We start from the raw sequence: 25,798 nt of genomic DNA, 5'->3' as shown, positions 1-25,798 counted from the left end.
AATCCGCATACGTACCATTGTAGCGGACGTGAGAGACGGGTGCAACTTACGAATAATCTGGAGGCGTCGGTCGTGTGACGAACTGTTCGAACGCATATGCGACTCGGATCAAATCACGCTCCGCATAGCTCGTCCCCGTGAACGAGAGACCGAATGGGGCACCGCTCTCTTTTCGTTTATAGGGTATTGTAATCGTCGGATGACCCGCTTTTGCAGCCATGTCATAGTTCATGTCATGTGGCAAGACGAGTGCGTCCAGTTTATGCGACGCAAGCAATGCATCAATCCCTTCCGTTTTCGCGAGTCGGACATCCTCGATGCGACGGTTGAGATAGTTCGATTCAGTCAGTTTTCCAGATTTAGCGTTCGCTTCTTCAAAGATGGTCTGGCCGTGCGGAATCGATTCAGGATGTTCCGCGTTCCACTCGATCAAGTCGGAAAGTGTCTTAAACGGCACGGTCGTATTGGCAAGATACGCCTCGACCCCGAGCTTGAATTCGTCGAACAGGATGTCCGCCTGCTCTAGCGCCTCATGCTTCGGCAGCGTGACCTCGACGAGTTCGACCTCGGCTTGCCGTAGCAATCGGAGCGCCCCTTCATACAATCCGACTTCTTCTTCTGAAATGTCTGGTTTGACGAACCCGACACGCATCCCGACCGCTTGCCTCACATCGAGACATGTCACGTATGGGGGACCGACCGGTGTCTCGAGAGTTGCCGGATCCGATTCATCTTCCCCGCACATCGATTGTAAGGCGATAACCGCATCACGAAGCGTACGCGCCATCGGTCCCGCCGTATCTTGAGAACGTGAGATCGGGATGATACCGGAGCGACTGATCAATCCGACGGTCGGCTTGATCCCGACGATGCTGTTATGGACACTCGGATGGACGATTGAACCGCTCGTCTCAGACCCGACTGCGAGAAGCGTGAGGTTTGCCGCGACCGCTGAAGCCGACCCTGAGCTTGATCCCCCTACATCTAACTTGTCGCCGTATGGGTTCATCGTCTGTCCACCGACGGCACTCCAGCCGTTCGGCATATCTTCCGTTAAAAAGTTCGCCCACTCGGACAGGTTCGCTTTCCCCAAGATGATGGCCCCGTCAACCCGCAAGCGTTTGACGAGCTCGGCATCTCGAGCGGCGAAATGATGTCGCATCGCGGCAGCGCCCGCTGTCGTTCGCATCAGACCGTTCGTCTCGATATTGTCTTTGATTAAGACGGGAATGCCGAGTAGCGGTTTGCGTACTCCTTTTCGGTAGGCCCTGTCTGCTGCCTCTGCCTCGAACAGGGCGTCCGGATTGACTTGAATGACGGCGTGAAGCCGTTCATTATACGTCGCAATCCGTCCTAAATAGTAGGCGGTCACGTCTCTCGCCGTGAATTCTCCTTCTTTATACCCACGATGCGCACGCTCAATCGTCAGTTCATGTAATTGGATTTGTTCCATCATGCATTCCTCCTTTACCTCTCTCCCTTTATTCGTGCTCTACGTCTGATTTCCTTTTCGTATCGCCAAGTCGATGTGTTCTTGAAAAAAAAAAGAAAAAACTGGAGGTCCCAATGACTCGCTCCTATGTCTTTGTGTTGCTTGCCGTATTCGGTCTATTTTTCCTACAGATATACGGGGAGAATGTGCCGTATGGTCCACTCATTTCCATCGGGTTGATCGGGTTCATCATCGTCTTGACGGTTTTTCAGTTGAAACGAAAACCGAATCATTGACGAATGTATTTTGAGGGTGGTATGATGCTCTCACCAACTACATATCGATATCAAGAGTGAACGAGAGATCTGGCTCCGCGACTTCACAGCAACCTGCCTTAGGCAAGGTGCTACGACCAGCAAGGGAAACCTTGGACGATATGACGAAAGCGCTCATGTCATCCGACGTGAGCGCTTTTTTGTTGAATGACGATTTGGAGGGAACGACAGTATGGAAAAAGCAACATTCGCAGGCGGCTGTTTTTGGTGCATGGTGACACCATTTGAAGAATTACCAGGGATCGAAGGCATCGTATCCGGCTATATGGGCGGACAGGTCGACAATCCGACGTATGAACAAGTGAAAACCGGGACGACGGGGCACTTCGAGGTCGTTCAAATCACATATGATCCAGCATTATTCTCGTATGAACGTCTTCTTGAGCTGTATTGGATTCAGACAGACCCGACGGACGATGGTGGTCAATTCCAAGACCGGGGACCTCAGTATGCCCCAGCCATCTTCTATCACACGGAAGAACAACGAATCGCGGCTGAGGCGAGTCGCGATGTGTTGGCGGCAAGTGGTCGTTTCACGGCTCCGATTGTCACGAAAATCATTCCGGCGACGACGTTCTTCGCTGCAGAAGACTACCATCAGGATTATCATAAAAAGAATCCGAAGCATTATAAGGAAGACCGGGCCATCTCGGGACGCGACGAGTTCATCGAGGAAAACTGGACGGAAACTGTATAACGGTCATCAGACGCGAATGCTAGCATTCGCGTCTTTTAATTAGCACATTAATCGGGAAATGGGAAATAACGGTTCATACATCCGAAAAGGAGGACTCATATATGAAAACAAGCACGAAACTCATCATCGGTGTGATTGGCGTAGCCGTAATCGCTGTTGCCTGGTGGCTCATCTCCCCACTATTCTTAACCGAGACGGTCGATGAAGGATTGCCGCCGACAGCAGTCGAATCACCAGCTCCAGAGGAAGAGGAATCAGATCAAGAGACGTCCGACACACCGGAAGCACAACCGAGTCCAACCGAAGTAGCGGGTGTGTTCATGGACGGGGAGAAAAATTATAAGACGACCGGCACAATCCGCTCGGTCGAGGCAGAAGACGGGACGTACCTCCGATTTGAAGAATTTGAGACGACAAACGGTCCTGATTTATTCGTCTATTTGACGAAACCAGGACAGGAGACGACCGAAGGCGTCAGTCTAGGGGCCTTAAAAGGAAACATCGGGAATCAAAACTATTTGATCCCTAAGGATGTGAATCTAGAAGAGTACAACACCGTCGTCATCTGGTGCCGTGCGTTCAGCGCGACGTTCGGGACGGGAGAACTGACTGGATCAAGTGAATGAACAGACTGAAGGGTGGCTGAATGAATCGGCCACCCTCTTTTCATTTGAAATCGGCTGAAATAATATAAAGCAATCATCAATCTTCAATTGCGTATATGCAAAGCGTTTCGCCGTCCGCGACACCTTCAAGTTTGCGCAAGAGAATCAGAATATCCTCCGCTGGACGTCAACTCGTTCGGCAACGTTATACTCTTTTAGATGCGTAAACTGGCGAAAGAGCAACAGATGAATGAGAAGAGTGAATCCATCAAAAATTCGGTCCGACGCTCAATCAGTACACAAATTTCCCATCATGTCGATGACTTAATCAATAAGCAAGTGTCGTGCGGGAACCCATTGAGTACCAAAAGCAATAGAAGGACACACTAACTTATGAGAGCAGATGAATCTTATGTGACCACTCGTCCGTCCGTTGACGATGGGACAACTGCTGACGCTTCAGCCGAAAACCGTCACGGTTCTTATCTATGGAAAACTGTACAACATCCGGATATCCGTATCTGACCATCATCTATTAAATGATATTTCGTATTGCGAGATAGTCTTGCTTCCCATCAATTTCGAACGGACATGGCTGTTACTCGACATCCCAGAATCATCGCCACAACTCGAATGTGAACTGAACTAATTTACGGATACTACAAGTCTGTCACTGACTTGCTAAATGAAGGAATCTGATGCGATGGCCAAGATGAAGACGAACGAAGAACGGAGAGCCAATCTCGAAACACTATCGGACTAAATAGGACAAGAGCTCGACAGCTACCTTGAGAGTCCGGAAAAAATCTGGGAACATCTCCAATTTCTCCTCAAACAAGTAAGTAAAATTGTCGACAAATGTATCTATTGGCCGGCAATCACACTTACTTAAACATCATTTATATTGGTTAAAAATTATGTTTATCAACCTGCTTTGTGCATATATTCTCTGAATGATAAGATATGGCATCAATCACTTAAATGGTTTTATTTCTCATTGAGGAGACCCAAACTCCGGGCGCCCTTCTTCATTCCACGTGAACACTTGTGCGCGCGCATGACGGTTCGGGTCGTAGAGGGGATCCCCTTCAATTTCTGTATACGTCCGAGCATGATAGATCAGGACATCTTCTCCCTTCTCATTCACGGTAAAGCTATTGTGACCCGGCCCGAATTGATTCACGTCGGCATTCGTCTGGAACACAGGCCGGAACGATTTCGACCACGATGCCGGGTTCAACAAGTCAGCGTCATCCGAGGCGCACAACATGCCCATGCAGTAGTTCTCATCGGTCGCACTCGCCGAATACGTGATGAAGATGTGGCCGTTCCGCTTCAACACGGCGGCCCCCTCATTGACGAGGAAACCACGAGTCTCCCAGTCATACTCAGGCTTCGTCAACATGACTTGTGGCAATTTAATCGTCCATGGGTTTTCGAGCTCGGCGATGTATACATTTGAGTTTCCGTCGATAGACGGGTCTTTTTGGGCCCACACCAAATAGTGAGTCCCTTTATGCTCAAACACGGTCGCGTCAAGGGCAAACGAATCCCATTCGGTCTGGACCTGCCCTTTTTTGATCCACTCTCCTTCGAGCGGATTCGTTGATTCGTTCTCTAACACGAACATGCGATGATCGAACAGACCGTTGACGATGTCCCGCGATTTCGCGGCCGCAAAATAGAGATACCACTTGCCATGAATGTGGTGCAGTTCAGGCGCCCAAATCAAGTCGCTCATCGGACCCGTCTCGTGTTTCACCCATGCGGTCACCGGATCGGCCGTCCGAAGCGCTTGAAGCGACTTGGCGCGGCGTAGCTCAATCAAGTCATACTCAGGCACCGAGGCCGTGAAGTAGTAGTAGCCATCCGTATGCAAATATACCCACGGGTCGGCCCGCTGTTCTACTATCAAATGTCGATCTTCTACTTGCTTCATCGTACAGCCTCCTCGTCACGAATCGGTCGGCCGAACACTGGGCCGACTTCATCCCACATGAACGGTTGGACACGCGTATGTCGGTTCGGGTCCCAGAGCGGGTCCCCGACAATTTCTTTATAGTTACGGGCATGATAGACGAGCATGTCCGTCCCGTCATCTAGCATCGTAAAACTGTTGTGACCCGGTCCGAATTGACTGGCCGCTTCATCGGTTCCGAAGACCGGTTCCGGATGTTTCGTCCAACTCGCCGCGTCCAATAGATTGCTCGTCCCCTCAGCGCGCAGGAGGCCCATGCAGTAGTGATGGTCCGTCGCACTCGCAGAGAACGTGATATAGATGTGACCATTTCGCTTCAATACGGCCGGGCCTTCGTTCACGAGGAAACCGACCTTCTCCCAGTCATACTCCGGCGTCGCAATCATCGTCTGTGGCCCCGTGAGCGTCCACGGGTTCGCCATCTCCGAGATGTAGAGGTTCGAGTTGCCATCGATGGACGGGTCTTTTTGGGCCCACACATAATAGAGGCGTCCCTCGTGCTCGAACGTCGTCGCATCAAGCGCGAACGATTCGCACCAAGTCCGGATCTGTCCTTTTTCAATCCATTCCCCTTCTAGCGGATTCGCCGAGCTGTTCTCGAGCACATACATCCGATGATCGAAGACGTGATCTTCTCGCGCGGCCGCAAAATAGAGGTACCATTTCCCTTGGATGTGATGTAATTCCGGGGCCCAAATGTTCGCACTCATGATACCCGTCTCACGTTTAGTCCAGACGACTCGTTCGTCGGCCTCGGTCAAAGCCGCGAGCGTCTTCGCCCGACGGAGCGGGATGCCCGTGAAGTCTGGCAACGAGGCCGTGAAGTAATAATAGCCATCTGTATGGCGCATGATCCATGGGTCCGCTCGTTGTTCCACTAGCGGATTTGTGATCGTCTCTCTCATAAAGAACGCTCCCCTACCTCAGATTGTGTTCGGTTCAAACTCATATGTTTTAACAGTGTGTGTCGTTCTCTCAAACGGTACGCCTCTCGCTTGCTACTCGCTAATAAGAGCGAGGAGACCCCGATCTCGTCCGGCCGCAGCGGTGACTGTAACGCGTGGAAGATGTGTTCGAGCTCTTGGCTTGTCGGCATCTGCTCGGCCCATGCCCGTAGCGCGTCTGGCGTGTCGGGCCGTTCGAGCATCATTGTTTTATAGGAATCGATGAGTTCCATCGTGGCGATGGCGACTTTCGTTCCATGGAGGACCGCCGGACGATGGTTGGCGATAAAGTCCATCTCCCAATAGTGGGACAAGTGATGCTCACCACCGGAAGCTGGATGCGAATGACCGAAAATCAACATGGCGACTCCGGACAACAACAGCGACTCCATCAGTTGATCCAACCCGTCCGCGTCTCGTTTATAGATGGCAGGCAAGGCGTCCACACACGATTGTAACGCCTGTTCCGTCAACGATGCGGCGACCGGACAAAACGGCTCACCGCCGTCAAATGCTCCGAACCGCCAGTCCAACAAGGACGTGTATTTCCCGAGCATATCGCCGACCCCGGCCGCAATCAACACGTCCGGCGCCTTTCGAATCACCTGACTCGGGACGAACACGGCAATCGGGTACACGAGCTGGTACGTGATTTTCTTGCCTCTCACAATGAGAGGGGCCCCTTTCGACGTGAAGCCGTCCACTGACGGAGCGGTCGGCACCGAGATGAACGGTACTTTCGTTTTGGCCGCACAGAACCGGGTGACGTCATGAATCGTGCCGGCCCCTAGCGCAATGAGCGCGTCGACGGTTTCATCTTGTTGAAGCAATACTTGTACGACCGAGCGCTCCTCCGCCAACACGTCGCCTTGCTCATCCGCTTGGAGCGAGACGAGCGACACATCAACTCCGATGTCCATCAAGGCTTCTCGTAGCGGGAGAAACCCGACGCGTTCGGTATTCGTGTCGGCGACGACAAGGAGACGGCTCCACTCTTTTTCGTGGACGAACGCAGCCAATTCGACCCAAACATGTTCAGACGCGACCATCCGTTCAATCGTGATTGCGTGATGGGGGTTCCCGCAATCACAAGCTTGAACGTGTTCGTTAATCTGTTCGAGGTTCATCGGCTGACTCCTGTCTCGACGCGGTACGTCGTTTGCCAACGGTACGTGTTTCCTGCCTTCAAGCGAATCGACGGGAACGTCTCGTGGTGAACCGCATCTGGGAGGTGTTGCGGTTCCAAACAGACGCCGTAGTGACGTCTCGACGTCCCTTCACGCAATGAAGTCGTCTCGTTCATCTGATTGCCCGAATAGAGGACGATGGCGGGGGCCGTCGTCGAGATCGTCAACTCTCGCTGTGACGCTCGCTCATAGAGTCTCGCTTCCCGTCGCTCCGCGAAGACGAACGGATGGTCATAACCGTTGACCAATTCGTTTTGTGGATGGGTTGACTCGAGGCCGTCCGCCAAGACACGACCAGACCGGAAATCAAACGCTGTCTGATCGACTTCAAGCAAGCGACCCGTCGGAATCAAATCATCCCGCAGCTCAGCGAACGTGTCGGCGGACAACGTGAGCTCATGGTTCAAGATGTCCCGCTCACCTCCGCTCAAGTTGAAATACGTATGGTTCGTCAAATCACACACCGTATCTTGATCAGAGGTCGCCTCGTATGTGATGGTGACGCCGTGGTCGACCAGTTCGAACGTGGCGCGGACGTCGAGTGTCCCGGGATATCCGTTCTCTCCGTCCGGGCTGACGTAATGAAGTGTCACACGGTCGGATGTTCTCTGTTCGACCGTCCAGACGTGACGGTGCAATCCTTCTCCGCCGTGAAGGTGATGGACACCTTCATTTGCGGGCACGTGATACGTCACACCATCCAGGTCGAACGTACTCTGGTCGATCCGTCCGGCGACCCGTCCGATCGTCGCACCCAAATAATACGTGTCCTGCATGTACGCCTCGACTGTGTCGTACGACAAGACGATATTTTTCCAGCCGTCGTCCTGAATCGAAAATTCTTGCAACGTCGCTCCGTAAGTCAATATGTTCAATCGATACACATCGTTCTCGAGCGTGATCGTCGACTCGTCAATCGCTGTTTCTAGTTGCCGCTTCATGACATCCACTCCTTTTTACCAAACGTTCACTGGGCAGTGCTTCGTCGCGAGTCGTGCCCGATACGAGACGTAACACCCACATTTCAAGCAAGTATCTTGTTGCTGGAACGGGCAAGCCGCGCAATGGGTGAGGCGTGCCTCGTATTCCGTATCCGACACCTGCTCCATGACTTCCGCATCGATGGTCAACAGCCAGTCTTGGTCTGTCGCTTGCGGTGTACAGGTCCGACATCGCCGCGTCTCCGCCACTGTCATCTCAGCGGACCGCGATGGTGATGACGCTCATCGCCGGCACATCGAGGACGAGCTTGCTGTCTTCCGTGACTGTCACATCATGGTCCTGTGGTGAGACGAGGTCAGGCTGTTCGAACGTGTTATGGGCGTTCAAATGGTCTGCCGTCAAAATCCGGGCCGACACGCCAGAGACGGTGCCGATTCCCCGCAAATCGATTTCGACCGTATCGCCTTGCTCGTGGTCGAGTTGGCAGAGGCTGATGTGGAGCACACCTTCCGCATTTCGCGAAGCAGTGGCGTTCACGGCCGGAATGGCTTCATCTTTGGCCATATAGTTGCGTGTGTGCGCGGCGAGTTCGACGCGTTCGGCGTCTTGGTGGACGCTGTACATCTCGAACACATGGTAGGTCGGCGTGAGGATGAATCGGTCTCCTTCTGTCAAAATCATCGCCTGCAACACGTTGACCATTTGAGCGATGTTCGCCATATGAACGCGGTCGTTATGGTTATGGAAGATGTTGAAGTGGACCGCAGCTACGAGTGCATCCCGAATCGAGTTTTGTTGATACAAGAAACCTGGGTTCGTCCCCGGCTCCACATCGAACCAAGTGCCCCACTCGTCGACGATCAAGCCGACACGTTTTTCTGGGTCATACTGGTCCATGATCTGGCCGTGTTTCGTGATCAACTCGTCCATATGGAGGGCGCGTTTCAACGTGATGAACCATTCGTCCTCCGTGAAATCGAGAGCCGAGCCTTTGCCCAACCAGAAGTCACCTGGGATCGTGTAGTAATGGAGGCTGAGCCCGTCCATCATCGTCCCTGCTTCCCGCATCAGGACCTCTGTCCATTTATAGTCGTCGATGTTCGCCCCACCGGCGATTTTATAGAGTTTATTGCCGTCATAGTTGCGGACGTACGTCTGGTAGCGGCGATACAGGTCCGCATAATATTCCGGGCGCATGTTGCCGCCGCAGCCCCAGTTCTCATTCCCGACGCCGAAGTACGTGAGTTCCCACGGCTCGGTCCGGCCGTTCTCTTGTCTCCAGTTCGACATCGGTGACTCGCCACCGAACGTCATGTACTCTACCCATTCCGACATCTCTTGCACCGTCCCGCTTCCAACGTTCCCACAGATGTACGGTTCACACTCGAGCAATTCACAGAGGCGCATGAATTCATGGGTGCCGAAGTGGTTGTTTTCGACGACCCCGCCCCAATGCGTGTTGACCATCCGTTTTCGGTTCTCGTTCGGACCGACCCCGTCCTTCCAGTGGTATTCGTCGGCAAAACAGCCGCCCGGCCAACGAAGGACCGGAATGTTCAATTTTTTCAAGGCGGCGAGCACGTCGTTGCGAATACCATCCGTGTTTGGAATCGGCGACTCAGGACCGACCCAGAGCCCTTCATAAATACAGCGACCCAAATGCTCGGCGAAGTGACCATAAATGTGCTTGCTGATCGTCCCCTTGGTTAAGTCGGCATTGACGATGAGCTGTGTCGTCCCTGTCGTCACGTGCGTCGGTTTGATGAGTTGGTTGTTCATTGTATCTCCTCCATGAAGAAGGGCCAACAAAGTGGCCCTTTAGATTATGGTCGATAGTAAAGTTCGTTCCACCGTAGTTCGTTGTTGAATTGGACCGTCTCCGTCTTGGCGTCGATGACCGCGATTTCAACGTCGAGCAGTTCCGCAAAGTCCCGCAGTTGGTCGGTCGTCACTTCATACGAATAACAGGTGTGGTGCGCCCCACCGGCTTGAATCCAGTTTTCGACCGCTTGCGCCATCGAAGGTTCTGTTTTCCAAAGAACGCGTGCGACCGGCAAGTTCGGCATCGCCTCTTCCGGCTGAATGCCTTCGACCGTGTTGACGAGAAGACGGAAGCGATGGCCGAGATCAATGATACTCGCGTTCAACGCCTTGCCGCTCTGTCCTTCAAAGACAATTCGGGCCGGTGCTTCCCTGTCGCCGATACCGAGCGGATGGACTTCGATTCTTGGTTGATCGACCGCAATCGTCGGACAAATCTCCAACATGTGGGCGCCAAGCACCATCTCGTTGCCCGGCTCGAAGTGGTACGTGTAGTCTTCCATGAAAGAGGTCCGCTCGTTGTTCGCCATGATTTTCATGAGACGGACCAACGCCGCGGTCTTCCAGTCACCTTCTCCGGCAAAGCCATAGCCTTGCTCCATCAAGCGTTGGACGGCGAGACCCGGCAACTGCTTCATGCCGTGCAAATCTTCGAACGTCGTCGTGAAGGCGGTATAGCCGCCTGCCTCGAGGAAGGCTTTCATACCGAGTTCGATGCGACCCTGGTAACGGACCGAGTCGAAGAACTCCTCTTCTGCCATCCCTTTGTTCATCAGCTCGTAACGAGACGCGTATTCGTCCATCAGCGCATCGAGATCTGTGTCGGTCACGGCGTCCATATATACGACGAGATCACCGACACCATATCCGTCCACCGTCCAACCAAGGCGGATCTGCGCTTCTACTTTATCGCCTTCCGTCACGGCGACGTTGCGCATGTTGTCACCGAAGCGAGCCACTTTTAGCACTTTGCTTTCGGCCAACGCATGAGCGACTTTCATCCAGCTCGCCATCTTGCCGCGCGTCGTCTCGTCTTCCCAGTGCCCGACGAGCACTTTGCGTTTGACGTTCATCCGGCTCGTGATGAAGCCGTGTTCCCGGTCGCCGTGCGCCGATTGGTTCAAGTTCATGAAGTCCATATCGATTGCATCCCAAGGGATGTCACGGTTGAACTGTGTACCGAAATGGAGCAACGGTTTTTGTAGGACGCGCATGCCACTGATCCACATCTTCGATGGCGAGAACGTGTGCATCCAGGTGATCACGCCTGCACATGAGTCGTCCGCATTCGCCTGAAGCATCATCTGACGGATCTCTTCTGTATTTTTGACGACACCTTTGAAGACGATCCGGTCGCTAAAGACGTCGGCCGCATCGAGTCCGGCCACCATCTCTTTTGAATGATCCTCCACTTGTCGAAGCACGTCTTCGCCGTAAAGCATTTGGCTTCCTGTCACGAACCAAAATTCATATGTTTTTGCTGTCAACATCCAAAGTCCCCCTAATGTGAGGGCGAAGTTCCGGTCATTTTTTGCCGTAGTATGCGTTCGCCCCATGTTTTCGCAAATAGTGTTTATCTAAGATGCTCTGTTTAATCGGTGTCAGGCCAGGGTTCAAGTTCAAGGCATGAAGTCCCATCTTGGCGACTTCCTCGAGGACGACCGCATTGTGGACCGCCTCATTCGCGTCTTTGCCCCAGCAGAACGGTGCGTGGTTGGCCACGAGCACGCCGGGAACGGCGACCGCTTCGAGCATTAACTCGTCGAGTGTCTCTAAAATGATGTGTCCGGTCTCGAGCTCATACGCCGTCGCGATCTCTTCGTCTGTCAATTCTCGAGTGCACGGAATCTCTCCATAAAAGTAATCGGCGTGTGTCGTTCCGAACGCCGGAATCGCCCGCTTCGCCTGTGCCCAGCTCGTCGCCCATGGCGAATGGGTATGCACGACCCCGCCAATCTCTGGGAGAGACCGGTAGAGCGCGAGATGGGTCGGTGTGTCTGATGAGGGACGAAGCTCGCCTTCGACGACGTTACCTTCCAAATCGACGACGACCATGTCTTCCACGGTCAATCGTTCGTAAGGGACACCGCTCGGCTTGATGACGACCAATCCGGCGTTACGGTCGATGCCACTGACGTTGCCCCATGTGAACGTGACCAAGCCGTGTTGCGGGAGGGCCAAGTTCGCTTCGAGCACGGCTTCCTTCAAATGACGGCTTACCATACCGGCTCCTCCTTAACGCGTGACGCGTCGGCTTTGATTTTTTTCAAGCGTTTCATCACATCGTTTTCACCGCGACCGAAGTAGTCGTATAGTTTCGTGTATTCGGCGAACAGAGCATCATATGTCGCGACGTTTTCCGGGATCGGCTTGTACGTCTCTTCTTTGACACGGCCCATCTTCGCTGCCGCTTCCGTGATCGTGGCGTAACCGCCTCGCTCCGCACCAGCCGCCACCGCTCCGAACATGGCCGACCCGAGGGCAGGCGTTTGCGAGGAGGCGGAGATTTTGATTTCCATGTTCAACACGTCCGCATAGATTTGCATCATGAGGGCGTTCTTCTCGGCGATTCCGCCGGCCGCATATACTTCATGCACAGGGACACCGCTGTTCCGGAACGCTTCCACAATCGTCCGCGTCCCATACGCTGTCGCTTCAATCAATGCCCGGTAAATGTCTTCTGGTTTCGTGAGCAATGTCGCTCCGAGTAGGACACCCGTCAAATTCGTATCGACGAGCGTCGATCGGTTCCCGTTCCACCAGTCGAGGGCGACGAGACCGCTCTCCCCAACACGTTGCCGGGCTGCTTTCTCCGTCAACAACTGATGGATGCCGATACCTTTCAAGGCGGCCTCTTCGACATAATGTCCTGGGACACACGTCTCGGTGAACCATTCAAAATGGTCCCCGACACACGATTGGCCAGCTTCATAGCCCATCAATCCTGGGATGACGCCGTCTTCGACGACACCGCACATGCCTGGGACGACTTGTTCGTCTTCACCGAGCAAGATATGGCACGTCGATGTGCCCATGACCATCAGCATCTTGCCAGGTTCGGCGATTCCGACAGCCGGTACCGCCACGTGGGCGTCGACGTTCGCGACCGCGACGGCCGTGCCTGGAAGGAGTCCGATCCGCGCGGCGAACGCCTCTGTCAGTTCACCCGCCTTGGACCCGATTGGCGCGATGTCGCGCGTTAGTTTCTCTTCGACAACGTTCTCTAGCCGTGGGTCGAGCGCTTTAAAGAATTCGTTCGACGGGTAACCGCCTTGTTTATGCCAAATGGCTTTATATCCAGCTGTGCAACTGTTCCGAACGACGCGACCTGTCATCTGGGAGACGACCCAATCCGTCGCTTCTAGAATCTGGTCCGCCGCTTCATAAATGGCCGGCGCTTCGTTCAGGATTTGCCACACTTTCGGGATCATCCACTCCGATGAGATTTTCCCGCCGTATCGTTTCAAGAACGCTTCGCCCCGTTCGGCCGCGATGCGGTTCAACTCGTCCGCCTCGTCTTGCGCGGCGTGATGCTTCCAAAGCTTCACGTAGCTGTGCGGGTTTTGCTGATGTTCCTCGCGGAAACAAAGCGGGTTCAAGTGTTCGTCAATCGGTAAGATCGTGCAGGCTGTGAAATCGATACCGAGTCCTACGACTTGGTCAGCCGTGATCCCCGCCTCTTTGACGACGGCCGGGATGGTGAGTTCTAACACTTCTAAATAGTCTTGTGGATGTTGGAGCGCCCAATCATGCTCGAGACGGGTCACCCCGTCCGGTAAATATTCATCCATGACGCCATGTGTGTACGGTTTGACCGCGGTCGCCACTTCTCGGCCTGTCGCTACGTCGACGAGGACCGCACGTCCTGATTGCGTCCCGTAGTCGACGCCGATTGTATAGTTGGCCATATTCATCACCCTACCTTTAAAAGAATGCGCTTACAAAAAGGATGAAAAAAATAAAGTGTGTGGGCACTCCTATCTTTTCATCCGTACAACTATTCAAATACCGTGCCTGATTCGAAAAAAAAACAAAAAGATACAATCAAGTTGTACGTATAACTTACACCTTGATTGTATCAACTATTTTAAATTAATCAACTGTTTTCAGTATTTTATTCGAACATTTTTGCATTAGTTCTGAAAAAACTGTGACACGCATCTTTAAAGAGAATGCGATAAGTTGTACGGATATTTACAGTTGTTTGCCGATAAAGACTCGCCCTTGGTCAGACAATCCCGCGAACACGAGCGTCTCTCGCCAATTCTCCCAGTCCCAGCCCGGTAACACATGCCAAGTGATCCCTTCAGGACCGTAGAGTTTGATGGTCGTATCCGTCAGCTTCTCATAACGCCCTCGTTCGCCGTCCTCTGTCACGAACGTCCCCCCGTCACCTAGAAGTTCAATCTTACTCGAAGGCAGGACGCCATGTTTCGTCCGGTCCATGTAGATCCACTCCCACTCCCCGACGAGCTCTTCCATCTCGATGGACCGCTCTTCTTCCCCGGCATATCGTTGCGGAGACACGAGCGGCCAGCCCGATTCCGTCCAGATGATTTTCCGAATATGCAGTTCGTGCCAGTGCGGGTCTTGCTCACCTCTGACGTGATGGACGAGATAATCCTTGTCGCCGTCCTGCAAGACGGAGTTATGACCAGGACCAACCCAACCTTCCCCAGCCCCGAACCGATAGCCCCCTAGAATCTTCATGCCAACTTGTTGCGGGTCGATCTCGAGGTCGGTCATGACGTTCCCATCAAAATCGACGTATGGTCCGGTGATCGAAGTCGAGCGGGCCACACGGATGTGATAGTCCTTGAACAAGGAGTCGTACGAGACGAACAAGTAATAATGGCGATCCGCCTCCCGATAGACGATATACGGTCCCTCGATTGCCCCTTCAACGCTTTGGTGACGTTTCGCAATCAACGTCTCCTCACTCCCCGGGCGTTTCTTTCCCGTTTCCGGATCGACCGGGAACACATACACCCCCCCGAAGAAGCTGCCGTAGACGAGCCACGGTTCTCCTTGCGCATCGAACGTGATATTCGGATCGATCGCATTCGGCCCCGATGTCCCCGCCTCGCTCTTCACGACGAGCCCGTGATCCTGCCACGGTCCGTCTATCGTTTCCGCACTGGCGACACCGATATACGACTGCGTCTGTCCAAATTGTGAAGCCGCATAGTACATGACATAGCGACCACTCATGAACACGACTTCCGGCGCCCAAAGCCCTGGCGCCCCCGTCCATTCCACAGCCTCGTGCGGAAGTTCTCCAAGCGCCAAGCCAACGTATTCCCAATGGATCAAGTCAAGTGAGCGACGCACTTGAATCCCGCCGTTGATGTGATGTCCGTGGGCGGCGTCCGTCGAGAACACGTAATACCAATCCCCGACTTTGATTGACGCCGGATCGTGGGCGTTGTGTGTGCCCCACATCGTTTCGTCTGTCAATCGTTCTAACACATAACGTTCTTCTCGTTTCAGACCGTTCAGCTTTTGCATGTACTCGTTTCTCCTTTTATCGTTTTTTGTCCCATACGGCGGTGCCGTCCTCGCTCAGACCTGTGAAGATGATCGTCGGTTGCCAATTCTCCCAGTCCCAAGCCGCTCCGACTTGCGTCTCATACGTCTCTTGCCCGACTTCGACCTCGAGGACCGAGCCGTTCAATCGCCAAGACCCGTCCCCGTTTTCGAGCTTCCCGCCTCGTTTCAACGTCAACGTGCTCCAGGCTTGCTGCCCATCGTCGAATCGCGGGAACGTGATGACGTCCCAGTCCCCGACCAGATGGGCGTCGTCGACCTCGACGTCTCCTTCGCCTGCATAGCGCTCGGGCGAGACGACCGGCCAACCGTCTTTCGTCCAATACACTTTTCGGACGTGCAACTGTGACCAGTAGATGTCTTCACTCGGTCGCGCCTGATGCAACACGAACGTATCAGTCCCGTCTTGTAAGAATGCCGAGTGTCCGGTCCCGACGTATCCGTCATCTCCTTCGAAACGATACGGACCCACGATTTTCACGCCCGTATCAAATGACTCATCCGATTCGTCCCGTAAGTCGCGACCACGCGAGTCGACGTACGGTCCCGCGATTGACTTCGAGCGACCGATTCGGACGTTGTACGTATCTTCTAACCAACCATACGACACCATCAAGTAGTAATAACCTGTCTCATCGTTATATAAGATTTCCGGTCCTTCGATGCCCATCGACATGTCTTTCCGTTTGGCGAGCAGCGTTCCTTCTGACGATTCGTCCACTCGCTTCCCGGTGCCTGGATCAATCTCCGTCAAAAAGATTCCCCCAAAGTACGACCCATACGTCATCCACCATTTACCTGACGCATCTTGCGTCACATGAGGGTCAATCGCGTTGGCGACACCCCCGTCCCCGTCTTTCGACGTCACGACGGCGCCCTCGTCTTCCCAAGGCCCTTCGATCGTTGACGCGGTCGCTAGCCCGATGTACGACGTGCGGCTCCCGACCCCTGATACGGAATAGTACAAGTGGAACCGATCTCCGATTTTTGTGATCGCCGGGGCCCAGAACGTATTCCCACCGGCCCAAGCGAACGCCTCTTCAGACACTTGATCGAACACACGGCCGACGAACTCCCAGTGAATGAGATCGGTCGATTTACGAATTTGAATGCCGGGCGTCGGAGGACTACCCACCATGTAATCCGTCGAGAAAACGTAGTACGTGTCACCATCTTTAAAGATTGCCCCGTCATGCGTGAAGTTCGTCGTCCACTCGCTCTCTTTGTTGAGCACGTCTGGCGTCACGTCTTCCACCTTTTGTTCAAACGGCGCTTTCGGGAGTGCCAACTCATCGATTGATGCACTCGTCGTCTGCCAGAAGAAAACACCTCCGACCGCGACGATGAGCAACGCCATCCAGACCATCATTTTTTTTATGTCAATCTCCTTTCTCCATCAAAAAGGCACCCGCCTTAAAAAGACGGGTGCCTTTGTCCTGTCACACCTCAGCCCTTCACACCAGAAATCGCAATCGACTCGATGATCTGTTTTTGGAAGATCATGAAGACGATTAACATCGGGAGTAACGCCACGACGGACGCGGCCATGATTAACGGATAATCACTTTGAATTGCATACGATGCGTTAAAGTTCGCGATGACAAGTTGAAGCGTCTGTTTCTCCGGCGAGTTCAAATACAGAATCGGTCCGAGATAGTCGTTCCAGATTGCCATGAACCAAAGAATCAATTGCGCGGCCACGGCCGGCTTGATCAATGGAAAGATAATCTTATAGAAGATTTGGAAGTACGAGCAGCCATCAATCTTGGCCGCTTCGATAATCGAGTTCGGAAAGCTGTTCAAAAATTGGCGCAAGAAGAAAATCATGAAAATATTCCCGAACAGTCCCGGCACGATCAACGGTAACAGCGTATCCACCCAGCCGATGCTCGAGAACATCATGAACTGGGGAATCATGAGCACCGGGTACGGGATCATGACAGAAGCGAACAAAAGGAGAAAGATTTTATTCTTGCCTCTGAAGTTCAACTTCGCGAAGGCGAACGCCGCCAAACTCGACGTGAACGTCCCGACAATCGTGACGGATAATGCGACGATCAAACTGTTCGATATCCCCGACAACAGCGGGCCCATGCTCCAAATTTCCGTGTACTTGCTAAACGAAATATCGGTCGGGATCCATACCGGCGGGAGTGCAAACACATCCTCTTTTGATTTTAACGACGTCGATACCATCCAGAGCAGCGGCGCGATCATGACGACCGCTCCGATGGACAGGAAGATAAAGATGAAGAAATCCGTGATCCGGTCCTTCTTCTTCACCGACATCGTTTCCACGTTCTCTTTTTTCCGTGAGAGAGCTAATTGCATGGTCATTCTCCTTTCCTATACGCGAATCGCTCAATCAAGATCGAACGATGATTTTTTATTCATCCGGAATTGGAGCAACGTGACGATGAAAATGAAGAGCCCGAGGACGAGCGCCATCGCCGAAGCGTAACCGAGTTGGAAGTTCCCGAACGATTTTTGTCAAATGTAGAAGACCGCAGAGGCAGACGAGTACTCCGGACCCCCGGTTGGTGTCATGACGTTGATTTCTGTGAAGATTTGCGCCCCACCGATGATGTTCGTCACGATGATGAAGAACGTGACCGGTTTGACCATCGGGAGCGTGATGTGCCAAAAGCTTTGCCACGCGTTGGCTCCATCGAGTTTCGCTGCTTCATAAAATGATTTCGGGACACTTTGGAGCGCCGCCAAATAAAGGAGCATCGTGTAGCCAAGCCCTTTCCAAATCGCCATGAGAATGAGCGCGGGTTTGACGGTATCGGTGTTTTGGAGCCAGTTCGGCCCGTCGATGCCGATCAACGCCAAGAATTGGTTGACCAATCCATAGTCCCCGTTGTACGCCCATTGCCACAAAATCGAGACGGCGGCAATCGACGAGATGACGGGAATGTAGTAAATCACGCGGAACGTATCCGTCCCAAAAATCTTTCGATTCAACGCGAGGGCGAGCAGCAGCGCGAGGACGATGCCGATCGGAATCCCAATCATCATGAAGAGCGTGTTGTACATCGATTTATAAAAATATTCATCTTGGAACAAATTGACGAAGTTCTCAAACCCAATAAATTTCATTTGACCAAGCCCGTTCCAATTCGTGAAGGCGCCGTAAACGGAATACATCAACGGTACGAACGCGAAGAGGAAGAACCCAATGACCGGTGCCGCAACGAACAAGTAGGCGTACCGCTGTTCAGTTCGATATAACTTGGAAATCGATTTTGTTTTCATTGTTCTTCCATCCTTTCAACGTCAGAGACGCGGGTGGCGAACTTCGCCACCCCCGTTTCGACTCTCTGATCAGTTCGCCTGTTTCTCTTGTTCGATCGCCGCATCGAGCAACTTCTGCATCTTCGGCTGCGCCGTCTTCACATAGTCTTCGACCGATGTTTTACCATCGAGGACAGGCTGGATGTTTTTGAAGAACTCGTCGTACCATTCTGCCGTGTATGTTTTCTCAGCCGGGAAGCCGCGGCCATAATCGTTGATCAAATCAAGGAACTCTTGTTTGTTTTCTGGTTTGATCGACGTATCAGCCGCCCAGTTGTCTGCGATTTCCATACTGTTCGGCAATTGGACTTGCGCGTCTACGAGCGCTTGTTGCCCTTCTTGGTCTGCAGACAAGTACATGGCCAACTCTGCCGCTTCCTCTTTATGTTTCGTCGTCGACCCGACGCCAATCCCGAGCGATCCGACCCATCCCGACGCTTTACCGGTAGAACCAGCTGGCCATGGGAGTAAGTCGTACTCGAATTTCAACTGTTCTTTAAATGCCGCCATATCCCACGGTCCGACCGGGAAGAAGGCGAGCTGTCCTTTCAGCCAACGTTGGTACGTGTCGAGCGTCTGTGTTTCGCCGATTGACGGTGTGATTCCGTGTTTCAACTGTTGATCGACGAAGAATTGCAACGCTTCGATGAACTTCGGATCATCGATTGTCACTTTCGTACCATCTTCATTGATCCAGTCCGCTCCATTACTCCAAACGAACGGTTGAAGGGCCCAGTTCACGTTGAAGCCAGTGCCGTACTGATCCATCTTCCCGTCACCGTTCGTGTCTTTCGTCAACTGTTTGGCCACGTCCACGAACTCGTCCCATGTATATGGTTTGTCTTTATCCGGAAGCGGGATGCCCGCATCTTCGAACATCGTCTTGTTGTAGCCGAGTGCGAACGGACCTAAGTCTTTCGGTAGCCCGTAAATCGCGCCTTCTCCGAGCGTCTTCCCATCGAAACGATATTTGTCGACACCCTTCTCCCAAATGTCGTCCAACTTGACGTCTTCTGAAGTTTCAACCGCTTCAGTGATATCGAGTAGCACGCCCGAGTTTACATAGGCCTTCACTTGGGCAGGATTATAGAAGAAGACGTCTGGGATTTTGCGACCTGCGATGGCCGATTTGAGTTTCGTGTCGTACTGATCCGGCGCCGTCTGGACCATCGTCACTTTTACATCTTTGTTGGCTTCTTCAAAACGTTTTACCGTTGCTTGGTAGGCTTTTAACTCTTCTGGATTTCCACGGAACATAAATGTCAGTTCAACTTTTCCATCCGCGCCTGCCTCGTCTCCCGAACAGCCGGCGAGCGCTAAAGAAGTTGTCATCAGTGCTGACATCGTCAACGCAAACATTTTTTTCGTTTTACGATTCATTGTGAATTCCTCCATCAATTTATATTCATGTGCAAAGCATGATAAAGATGTACGTACATGTTGAGTTAAATAAAAAAGCAAACTGTATAATGAAGCCCACACGACACTATACATTTACTAGCCAATAAACCAATATAATTGGTAATGAAAGCGTTTTCTGTACAATTCGAGTCTATTACACACGTTCGGACATGTCAATTCGATTTTTATGTATTTTTATATTTCATCCGTACATATTCATAGAAGATTCAGATGATTTTTTTGCTTATTCATAGTAAATGGTACATTTGTTTGTTAATATGGAAGTAAGATCATATCTTGTACGTATGAGTTGTTCGACGTACATGAGAGAAAGCAGGGACGCCAGATGGCACAACGCACAAAGTACAATATGGTCAAAGATCATATTCTTGAATGGATAAAAGATGGAACGGTAAGACCCGGTGAAAAAATTCCTTCTGAAAATGAATTGGTCCAATCATTTGGAGTGAGCCGTCATACGATTCGACAAGCTGTAGGAGAACTAGTGAACGAAGGTTATCTTTACCGTGAACAAGGCTCGGGCACGTATTGTTCCCCGGTCCTTCCGACCTCGACTCCCCAGACGATCGAACGTTTAGGCAATGGTAAAAACATCGGAGTCATCACGACCTACATGTCTGATTATATCTTCCCGTCCATCATCCGGGGGATTGAATCCCACTTGGCTTCAAAAGGATACACGTTGACCTTATCTTGTACGGATAACAACGTCGAGAAAGAACGGCAGTGCCTCGAGATGATGTTAGATCGTCAAATTGATGGGTTGATAGTCGAGCCGACGAAGAGCAGTAGCTACAATCCGAACATCAAATATTATTTAGAACTCGAACAACAGCATACGCCTTATTTGATGATTAACCAATACTATTCGCAGTTGACGCCCCCTTATTTGATCATGGATGACGAGAAGGGTGGGTTCTTGGCTGCCGAACATCTCATCAAACTTGGCCATGAGCGCATCATGGGACTTTTCAAAACAGATGACCTTCAAGGGGTCCATCGGATGCGCGGCTTTATACGCGCGTTCCGGGAATACAATCTCCCCCTAGAGCCAGAATTAATTATAACGTATACGACAGAAGAACTTGTGCCCTCTTTTTATGACGTGATTCATCAAGTGTTTGAGAACGCGGACGAACGGCCGAGTGCAATCGTCTGTTATAACGACCAACTCGCCCTTAATGTGTTGGACCAGTTGAGAAATCTACGCCTCTCTGTCCCGCAAGACGTCTCACTCGTCGGATATGACGACTCGGTGCTTGCCGTCGCGACAGAGGTTAAACTGACTTCGATCATCCACCCGAAGCAAGAATTGGGTCGTGCCGCAGCCGAGTGGATTATCGCGGCCGTCGAGAAAAAAGAGATGCCACCGTCACATACGTATGAACCCGAATTGATCGTCCGCAACTCGACTGCACCCTATAACCGTCTCGAATCTAAATTAGGCTGATTCTCTGCTAACTTCTTGGAGGTCCTCATGAATTTAAAACATGAACACAACAAGCTATTCCAAGCGCTCGAATTTGTCACCAGCCTGGTGCAACTGAACGTGGTCTTCTTACTGAGCATTCTGCCTGTCATCACGTTGTTCCCGGCCTTGTACGCTTTACATGCCGTCACAAGACAATGGTCAATCAACCAAGATTACAGCGTGTTCCGCGCCTACTTCCGCTTCTTTAATGAAGGAGTGCGCCGTCATTATAAGCTCGGTATAGCCTGGACATTGTTTGTATTCGTCTTATTGATCGACTTTTTACTTATTCGGCAAATCCATACAGGGCAGACGATTCTCTTCGCAGGTCTGTTCGTGATTGGATTTGTCTTCATCTCCCTGTCGTTATTCCTGTTTCCCATTTTGACGCACTACGAGATGAAGACGATGGATGCCTTGAAATTAGCTTTATTCAGCATCATACGATACGGCTATATTGTCGCGCTCGCGCTCTTGTTGTTCACAGCACTCGGTATGCTCGCGTACCGGTCACCACTCTACTTGTTGTTCGGATTTTCGTTCATCGTTTTTTTAAAAACGAAACTATATCTCCACCAATTAAATCGTACTATAACGAACAATCATATCGATATCGACTCCACGCAATATTGAATTTTTCCATCTACTTTAACATAGTAGATGGTTTTTTATTTGAGTCTAAGAAGAATGGTTTACTCATCTGTCAATTTTCAATAAATATGACCAAATCACTTCTTTAGGTTGTTTAAGTTCTATTCAAAATGAATAATACAGTTCTTAGTTAGTGAGGAAGCAAAGCAATTGGGCTTTTCCGTTAATGACTTTATTGAGTATACTCCAGTTTTTGGTGACTTACATTATATTTTGCATTATGACAATAAATCAGAACGAAGAGACACTTTAGTCTTTTCGAAAACATAATTCAGTCCTTCATTACTTAAAGAAGCTAATTTCATTAGACTACAACAAACAACCCTTCGTATTCATAAGAAGGCTTTAGAAAAATGTGCTCCCTAATAAACTATGTATGTCTCTTCATTCCTTTATATGCTACTTATAGTTCCACACTTCAACATACTTGATCACCTCAAGTCGTTTCCTGTCTAGCTTTCCAACCTCTGTATAAGGCAACTCCTTCACAAACACGATTTCTCTAGGAACCTGGTATGTTGTCACTTGTTCGCGCAACCAGCTCACCAACCCTTCTTCTGTCATTTTTTCATCATATAACTGTACATATGCCTTCAAAATGTGACCCGCGTACATATCCTCTATCCCGATGACGGCGGCGTCCTCGACATTCGGATGGTCGCGCAAAACCGTCTCGACTTCCCCAGGATAAATATTGTTTCCTGCCGAGATGATCAAGTCGTCTGTAAAAAAACACAAAAAATAATAGCCGTTCTCATCCCGGTATCCGACATCACCCGTTTGAATCCAGCGGTTTTTCTGGTTTTGCATGGACCACTTATTTCGTATGCAAAATTCCCCGATGGCGCCTGCCTCGACTTCCATTCCATCTTTCACTACCTTTAAGTCCCCTCCCGGAATCCTTCTCCCGAGTGTGTTCGCATCATACTGTAAATCTTCTGGTGTGGCGATCAGATTCAAGCCCGCTTCCGATGTTCCATATAGATTGTATAAGACGTTCCCCAACTCGTTATGTACTTCACGGACTAAAACGGGATGAAGCTTCGCACCACCGGAAGCAATACAAGCGAGAGAATAAAGTGATGTTGGATCGTGTCGTAACATTTTATGGATCATGAGCGGGACGACCGTGACCACTTCTACCTTGTGTCGCCGAATGAGGTCACAGGCTCTCTGCACATCAAAGCTCTCTTGAATGACGACCTGTTTCCCTAGCGCTAGAAAAGATAAAAGGATGGCGATGCCGTAGCCATGGTAAATCGGGGTGGCAATATAGGCAGTGTTGAATGACGGCAACTGCAACTGGTTCAATAAAGCCGTGAATGGAGCTAGAAAGTGAAAGAGGGATGGTTTATGAGTCACTTGTTTCGGACTACCCGTAGTACCGACGGTCAACAGCACGATTTTCCCGCTCGAGGCGGCCGGTAGTTTTTCTTTATGAGGTCGCTTCGACCTCGATAAACGGTTGATTGAATCTTTATCGCGATAATAGCTGACAAGTGTCGAACGTTCGTAAGATGAGTTCTCTATCAATTCTTCGAACATCTCATCGTAAATCAAGAGATCGAATGGTTGTTCTTCTACAAGCCGGTTGAACTGCAGTTGACTCATCGAACAATGAAGCATGTAGATGTCAGCACCAAGTCGTGAGGCCGCAAACATCCCTTGTACGAAAGACGCGTGGTTCTTACAAAGAAACGCCACTTTTTTTTTCTTTTTAACCCCATATTGATCAGCCAAATGATGAGCAAGGTGTTCACATCGTGTCTTTAGCTCTTGATACGTCACTGTTTCTCGACTGTCCACTAAAGCCGTATTTTGACTCCCTGCTTTTTCCGTCAATGTAAAAAGAAGCATCAAGTTGATTCCGTTTTGACGGATTGCGACGAATAGACGGACTAGGTTTGATGGTGATAGAAAATGGAGCTGCGACAAGACTTTCAATAACTTAACCATTCTTATTGTCACGCTCCTTTCTCTTAAGTAATGTAGGGACCATCCAGTCTATCGGTCTTCTGAAAACAAGAGACGCTACTTGACCGAGGAACAACCACCACGGCTTATATACTGGTCGTTTCGTATACAGGGCATGTCCAATCAGTTCCGCCACATGTACCGGTGACATGGCAGGAGAATGCTGATAAGCTAGAGTTTGTTTAATCATCGGTGTTTTTACTAGCGGTAGATATAGAGCCGTCGTGGAAATATTTTTGATTGTGAGTTCCGGACCCGCAGAGCGAAACCACGTATCGAACGCGGCTTTTGATGCCTGATAGGCCGCCCAGTGAGGAAAAGGATGAAGTAACACATTGATGGTCGACACATTGACGATCTGCCCGTTCTTCTTTTCGAGCACCGGAATAAGCGATAGCATCAATTGTACCGGGGCAAAATAATTGATTGCCATCGTCCGAGTGAAGTCATGGTATCGATCGAGTGACTCAGTGATGGGACGATTGATGGAGATTCCAGCATTGCTGACGAGAACATCCAATCCGTCCGGTAGTTGATGGAGATACGCCAGCAAACCATTCCGTTCCTCTTCAATTCGAAGATCTGCCGGGAACACGGTCACTGTGGCTGATCCCTTCTCGATTTCAGACTTCATGACGTTCATGTCTGCTTCTCTACGGGCAACGAGAATCAGATGCGCGGTTGTATCCGTTAGTAAATAAGCGAACGCCTGCCCGATTCCTGAGCTCGCTCCAGTAATCAATACCGTTTTCCGTTCTAACGCTGATTTCATTTTCTGATGATCGAAGGAAGGAAATCGGAATAGGAGTCTCTCTAGTAACGTGTAGTCATACATATTGCCAGCACCTTTTATTTATATTCGTCTCTTCAAGCTAAAAAAACCTAGACAATCATTTAGCCTAACATGACAAACAGCAGCGTCCACTTTCATTGAAAAGGGACCTGCTGTTCAAACCTTCCGTTTATCTTTTATACACTCTTCCCATTCGCATATCGAGTGAAATTGTCGAGGATCGCCTGCCAGCCTTGTCGTTGCATTTCAACCGGATTCATCGACTCCGCATCAAACACCTCGACCACTTTCGTCTGATCCCCTTCTGAAGCAAATGAAATTCTGACTCTCCGTTCATCCTCCAGACGATACTGAATAAGCTCATTTTCTTCAACTTCCTCATATACCCCTTCAAAATCAAAGCCCATGCTCTGATCTTTTGCTTCCATCCGACTACGAAACTTCCCGCCGACCCGTAAGTCGTTCTCCGCCTCAATCGTATGCCAATCGTCAGACGCATGATTCCATTGTTTGATATGTTCAGGTTCTGTCCAGAATTTCCAGACTCTCTCGATTGGTGCATCGACGAGCGTTGATATCGTCACGACATTTGATTCCATGATTCGTTTCCCCTTTATTCTACAATTTTTGATCAATCACGAATGTGCTGCCCGTCCTATATGACGAACGCAATATGAGATTACTTCCCTATCGATCACATCT

23 protein-coding genes, 1 pseudogene and 1 riboswitch are annotated in these 25,798 nt (G+C 50.9%); of the genes and pseudogenes, 6 read left to right on the top strand and 18 right to left on the bottom strand.

The window, feature by feature from the left end; translation table 11 throughout:
• Positions 1 to 46: 46 nt before the first annotated feature.
• Positions 47 to 1,453: an amidase family protein gene (locus BBB58_RS09175; RefSeq protein ID WP_074036948.1), complete on the bottom strand. Its 1,407-nt coding sequence runs from the start codon at positions 1,451 to 1,453 to the stop codon at positions 47 to 49.
• A gap of 113 nt (positions 1,454 to 1,566) precedes the next feature.
• Here BBB58_RS09175 and BBB58_RS15185 point away from each other — a divergent pair, with 113 nt between their 5' ends.
• The 4 genes from BBB58_RS15185 (at position 1,567) to BBB58_RS15575 (ending at position 3,594) form a co-directional block, all read left to right on the top strand.
• A complete protein-coding gene (locus BBB58_RS15185) occupies positions 1,567 to 1,728 on the top strand; it encodes a hypothetical protein (protein WP_167365519.1) in 162 nt (53 codons plus the stop codon).
• A gap of 44 nt (positions 1,729 to 1,772) precedes the next feature.
• Positions 1,773 to 1,872, top strand: a riboswitch (SAM riboswitch).
• Between the two features lie 67 nt (positions 1,873 to 1,939).
• The gene (gene msrA, locus BBB58_RS09170) at positions 1,940 to 2,464 is read left to right on the top strand and encodes a peptide-methionine (S)-S-oxide reductase MsrA (protein ID WP_074036947.1); all 525 of its coding nucleotides are present in this window, start codon (positions 1,940 to 1,942) and stop codon (positions 2,462 to 2,464) included.
• A gap of 101 nt (positions 2,465 to 2,565) precedes the next feature.
• Positions 2,566 to 3,090 (top strand): DM13 domain-containing protein, encoded by a 525-nt coding sequence (locus tag BBB58_RS09165; protein WP_074036946.1) that lies wholly within the window; start codon positions 2,566 to 2,568, stop codon positions 3,088 to 3,090.
• 372 nt (positions 3,091 to 3,462) lie between these two features.
• Positions 3,463 to 3,594, top strand: a complete 132-nt coding sequence (locus BBB58_RS15575; RefSeq protein WP_276327301.1) for a hypothetical protein — start codon at positions 3,463 to 3,465, stop codon at positions 3,592 to 3,594.
• A 469-nt stretch (positions 3,595 to 4,063) separates the two neighbouring features.
• Here BBB58_RS15575 and BBB58_RS09160 read toward each other — a convergent pair whose 3' ends face one another.
• From BBB58_RS09160 to BBB58_RS09095, 14 genes and pseudogenes are all read right to left on the bottom strand, one after another.
• A complete protein-coding gene (locus BBB58_RS09160) occupies positions 4,064 to 5,008 on the bottom strand; it encodes a glycoside hydrolase family 43 protein (protein WP_074036945.1) in 945 nt (314 codons plus the stop codon).
• Positions 5,005 to 5,952: a glycoside hydrolase family 43 protein gene (locus BBB58_RS09155; protein ID WP_074036944.1), complete on the bottom strand. Its 948-nt coding sequence runs from the start codon at positions 5,950 to 5,952 to the stop codon at positions 5,005 to 5,007. The genes BBB58_RS09160 and BBB58_RS09155 overlap by 4 nt, the downstream gene beginning before the upstream one ends.
• Positions 5,949 to 7,118 carry a sn-glycerol-1-phosphate dehydrogenase gene (locus BBB58_RS09150; RefSeq protein ID WP_074036943.1) on the bottom strand — a complete coding sequence of 390 codons (1,170 nt, stop codon included), beginning with the start codon at positions 7,116 to 7,118 and terminating at the stop codon, positions 5,949 to 5,951. Before BBB58_RS09150 ends, BBB58_RS09155 begins: the two co-directional genes overlap by 4 nt.
• Entirely contained in the window at positions 7,115 to 8,119 is a 1,005-nt protein-coding gene (locus BBB58_RS09145) for an aldose epimerase family protein (protein ID WP_074036942.1), read from the bottom strand. Before BBB58_RS09145 ends, BBB58_RS09150 begins: the two co-directional genes overlap by 4 nt.
• A gap of 15 nt (positions 8,120 to 8,134) precedes the next feature.
• Positions 8,135 to 8,374 (bottom strand): DUF6171 family protein, encoded by a 240-nt coding sequence (locus BBB58_RS15055; protein WP_074036941.1) that lies wholly within the window; start codon positions 8,372 to 8,374, stop codon positions 8,135 to 8,137.
• A 1-nt stretch (position 8,375) separates the two neighbouring features.
• Complete coding sequence (locus tag BBB58_RS09135; protein ID WP_074036940.1) at positions 8,376 to 9,899, bottom strand: alpha-N-arabinofuranosidase; 1,524 nt, start codon at positions 9,897 to 9,899, stop codon at positions 8,376 to 8,378.
• A gap of 44 nt (positions 9,900 to 9,943) precedes the next feature.
• Positions 9,944 to 11,431 carry an L-arabinose isomerase gene (gene araA, locus BBB58_RS09130; RefSeq protein ID WP_074036939.1) on the bottom strand — a complete coding sequence of 496 codons (1,488 nt, stop codon included), beginning with the start codon at positions 11,429 to 11,431 and terminating at the stop codon, positions 9,944 to 9,946.
• Positions 11,432 to 11,465: 34 nt separating this feature from the next.
• Positions 11,466 to 12,164 (bottom strand): L-ribulose-5-phosphate 4-epimerase, encoded by a 699-nt coding sequence (araD, locus tag BBB58_RS09125; RefSeq protein WP_074036938.1) that lies wholly within the window; start codon positions 12,162 to 12,164, stop codon positions 11,466 to 11,468.
• Positions 12,158 to 13,855: a ribulokinase gene (gene araB, locus BBB58_RS09120; protein ID WP_074036937.1), complete on the bottom strand. Its 1,698-nt coding sequence runs from the start codon at positions 13,853 to 13,855 to the stop codon at positions 12,158 to 12,160. The genes araD and araB overlap by 7 nt, the downstream gene beginning before the upstream one ends.
• Before the next feature lie 280 nt (positions 13,856 to 14,135).
• Positions 14,136 to 15,449, bottom strand: a complete 1,314-nt coding sequence (locus tag BBB58_RS09115; RefSeq protein ID WP_074036936.1) for an arabinan endo-1,5-alpha-L-arabinosidase — start codon at positions 15,447 to 15,449, stop codon at positions 14,136 to 14,138.
• A gap of 16 nt (positions 15,450 to 15,465) precedes the next feature.
• Positions 15,466 to 16,857, bottom strand: coding sequence for an arabinan endo-1,5-alpha-L-arabinosidase (locus BBB58_RS09110; RefSeq protein WP_084543070.1), 1,392 nt, complete (start codon positions 16,855 to 16,857; stop codon positions 15,466 to 15,468).
• A gap of 77 nt (positions 16,858 to 16,934) precedes the next feature.
• Positions 16,935 to 17,777 (bottom strand): carbohydrate ABC transporter permease, encoded by an 843-nt coding sequence (locus BBB58_RS09105; RefSeq protein ID WP_084543124.1) that lies wholly within the window; start codon positions 17,775 to 17,777, stop codon positions 16,935 to 16,937.
• A gap of 72 nt (positions 17,778 to 17,849) precedes the next feature.
• A pseudogene (locus BBB58_RS09100) lies at positions 17,850 to 18,746 on the bottom strand (carbohydrate ABC transporter permease).
• 69 nt (positions 18,747 to 18,815) lie between these two features.
• Entirely contained in the window at positions 18,816 to 20,165 is a 1,350-nt protein-coding gene (locus BBB58_RS09095) for an ABC transporter substrate-binding protein (protein WP_074036933.1), read from the bottom strand.
• A 367-nt stretch (positions 20,166 to 20,532) separates the two neighbouring features.
• Here BBB58_RS09095 and BBB58_RS09090 point away from each other — a divergent pair, with 367 nt between their 5' ends.
• Both BBB58_RS09090 and BBB58_RS09085 read left to right on the top strand, forming a co-directional pair.
• A complete protein-coding gene (locus BBB58_RS09090) occupies positions 20,533 to 21,657 on the top strand; it encodes a GntR family transcriptional regulator (protein ID WP_074036932.1) in 1,125 nt (374 codons plus the stop codon).
• 27 nt (positions 21,658 to 21,684) lie between these two features.
• Positions 21,685 to 22,311, top strand: coding sequence for a YesL family protein (locus tag BBB58_RS09085; RefSeq protein WP_074036931.1), 627 nt, complete (start codon positions 21,685 to 21,687; stop codon positions 22,309 to 22,311).
• 417 nt (positions 22,312 to 22,728) lie between these two features.
• On the opposite strand, the gene BBB58_RS09080 is transcribed toward BBB58_RS09085, so the two are convergent.
• The 3 genes from BBB58_RS09080 to BBB58_RS09070 form a co-directional block, all read right to left on the bottom strand.
• Positions 22,729 to 24,285: an AMP-binding protein gene (locus BBB58_RS09080; RefSeq protein ID WP_074036930.1), complete on the bottom strand. Its 1,557-nt coding sequence runs from the start codon at positions 24,283 to 24,285 to the stop codon at positions 22,729 to 22,731.
• Positions 24,278 to 25,075, bottom strand: a complete 798-nt coding sequence (locus tag BBB58_RS09075) for an SDR family NAD(P)-dependent oxidoreductase (RefSeq protein WP_244150719.1) — start codon at positions 25,073 to 25,075, stop codon at positions 24,278 to 24,280. The genes BBB58_RS09080 and BBB58_RS09075 overlap by 8 nt, the downstream gene beginning before the upstream one ends.
• Before the next feature lie 197 nt (positions 25,076 to 25,272).
• Positions 25,273 to 25,695 carry an SRPBCC family protein gene (locus tag BBB58_RS09070; RefSeq protein ID WP_074036928.1) on the bottom strand — a complete coding sequence of 141 codons (423 nt, stop codon included), beginning with the start codon at positions 25,693 to 25,695 and terminating at the stop codon, positions 25,273 to 25,275.
• Between the last annotated feature and the right edge of the window lie 103 nt (positions 25,696 to 25,798).

The organism is Exiguobacterium profundum (genome assembly GCF_001909285.1).
GTDB lineage: Bacteria > Bacillota > Bacilli > Exiguobacteriales > Exiguobacteriaceae > Exiguobacterium > Exiguobacterium profundum.
Note: the sequence above shows the minus strand (reverse complement) of the source record. Positions and strands in the feature narration are given on the sequence as shown.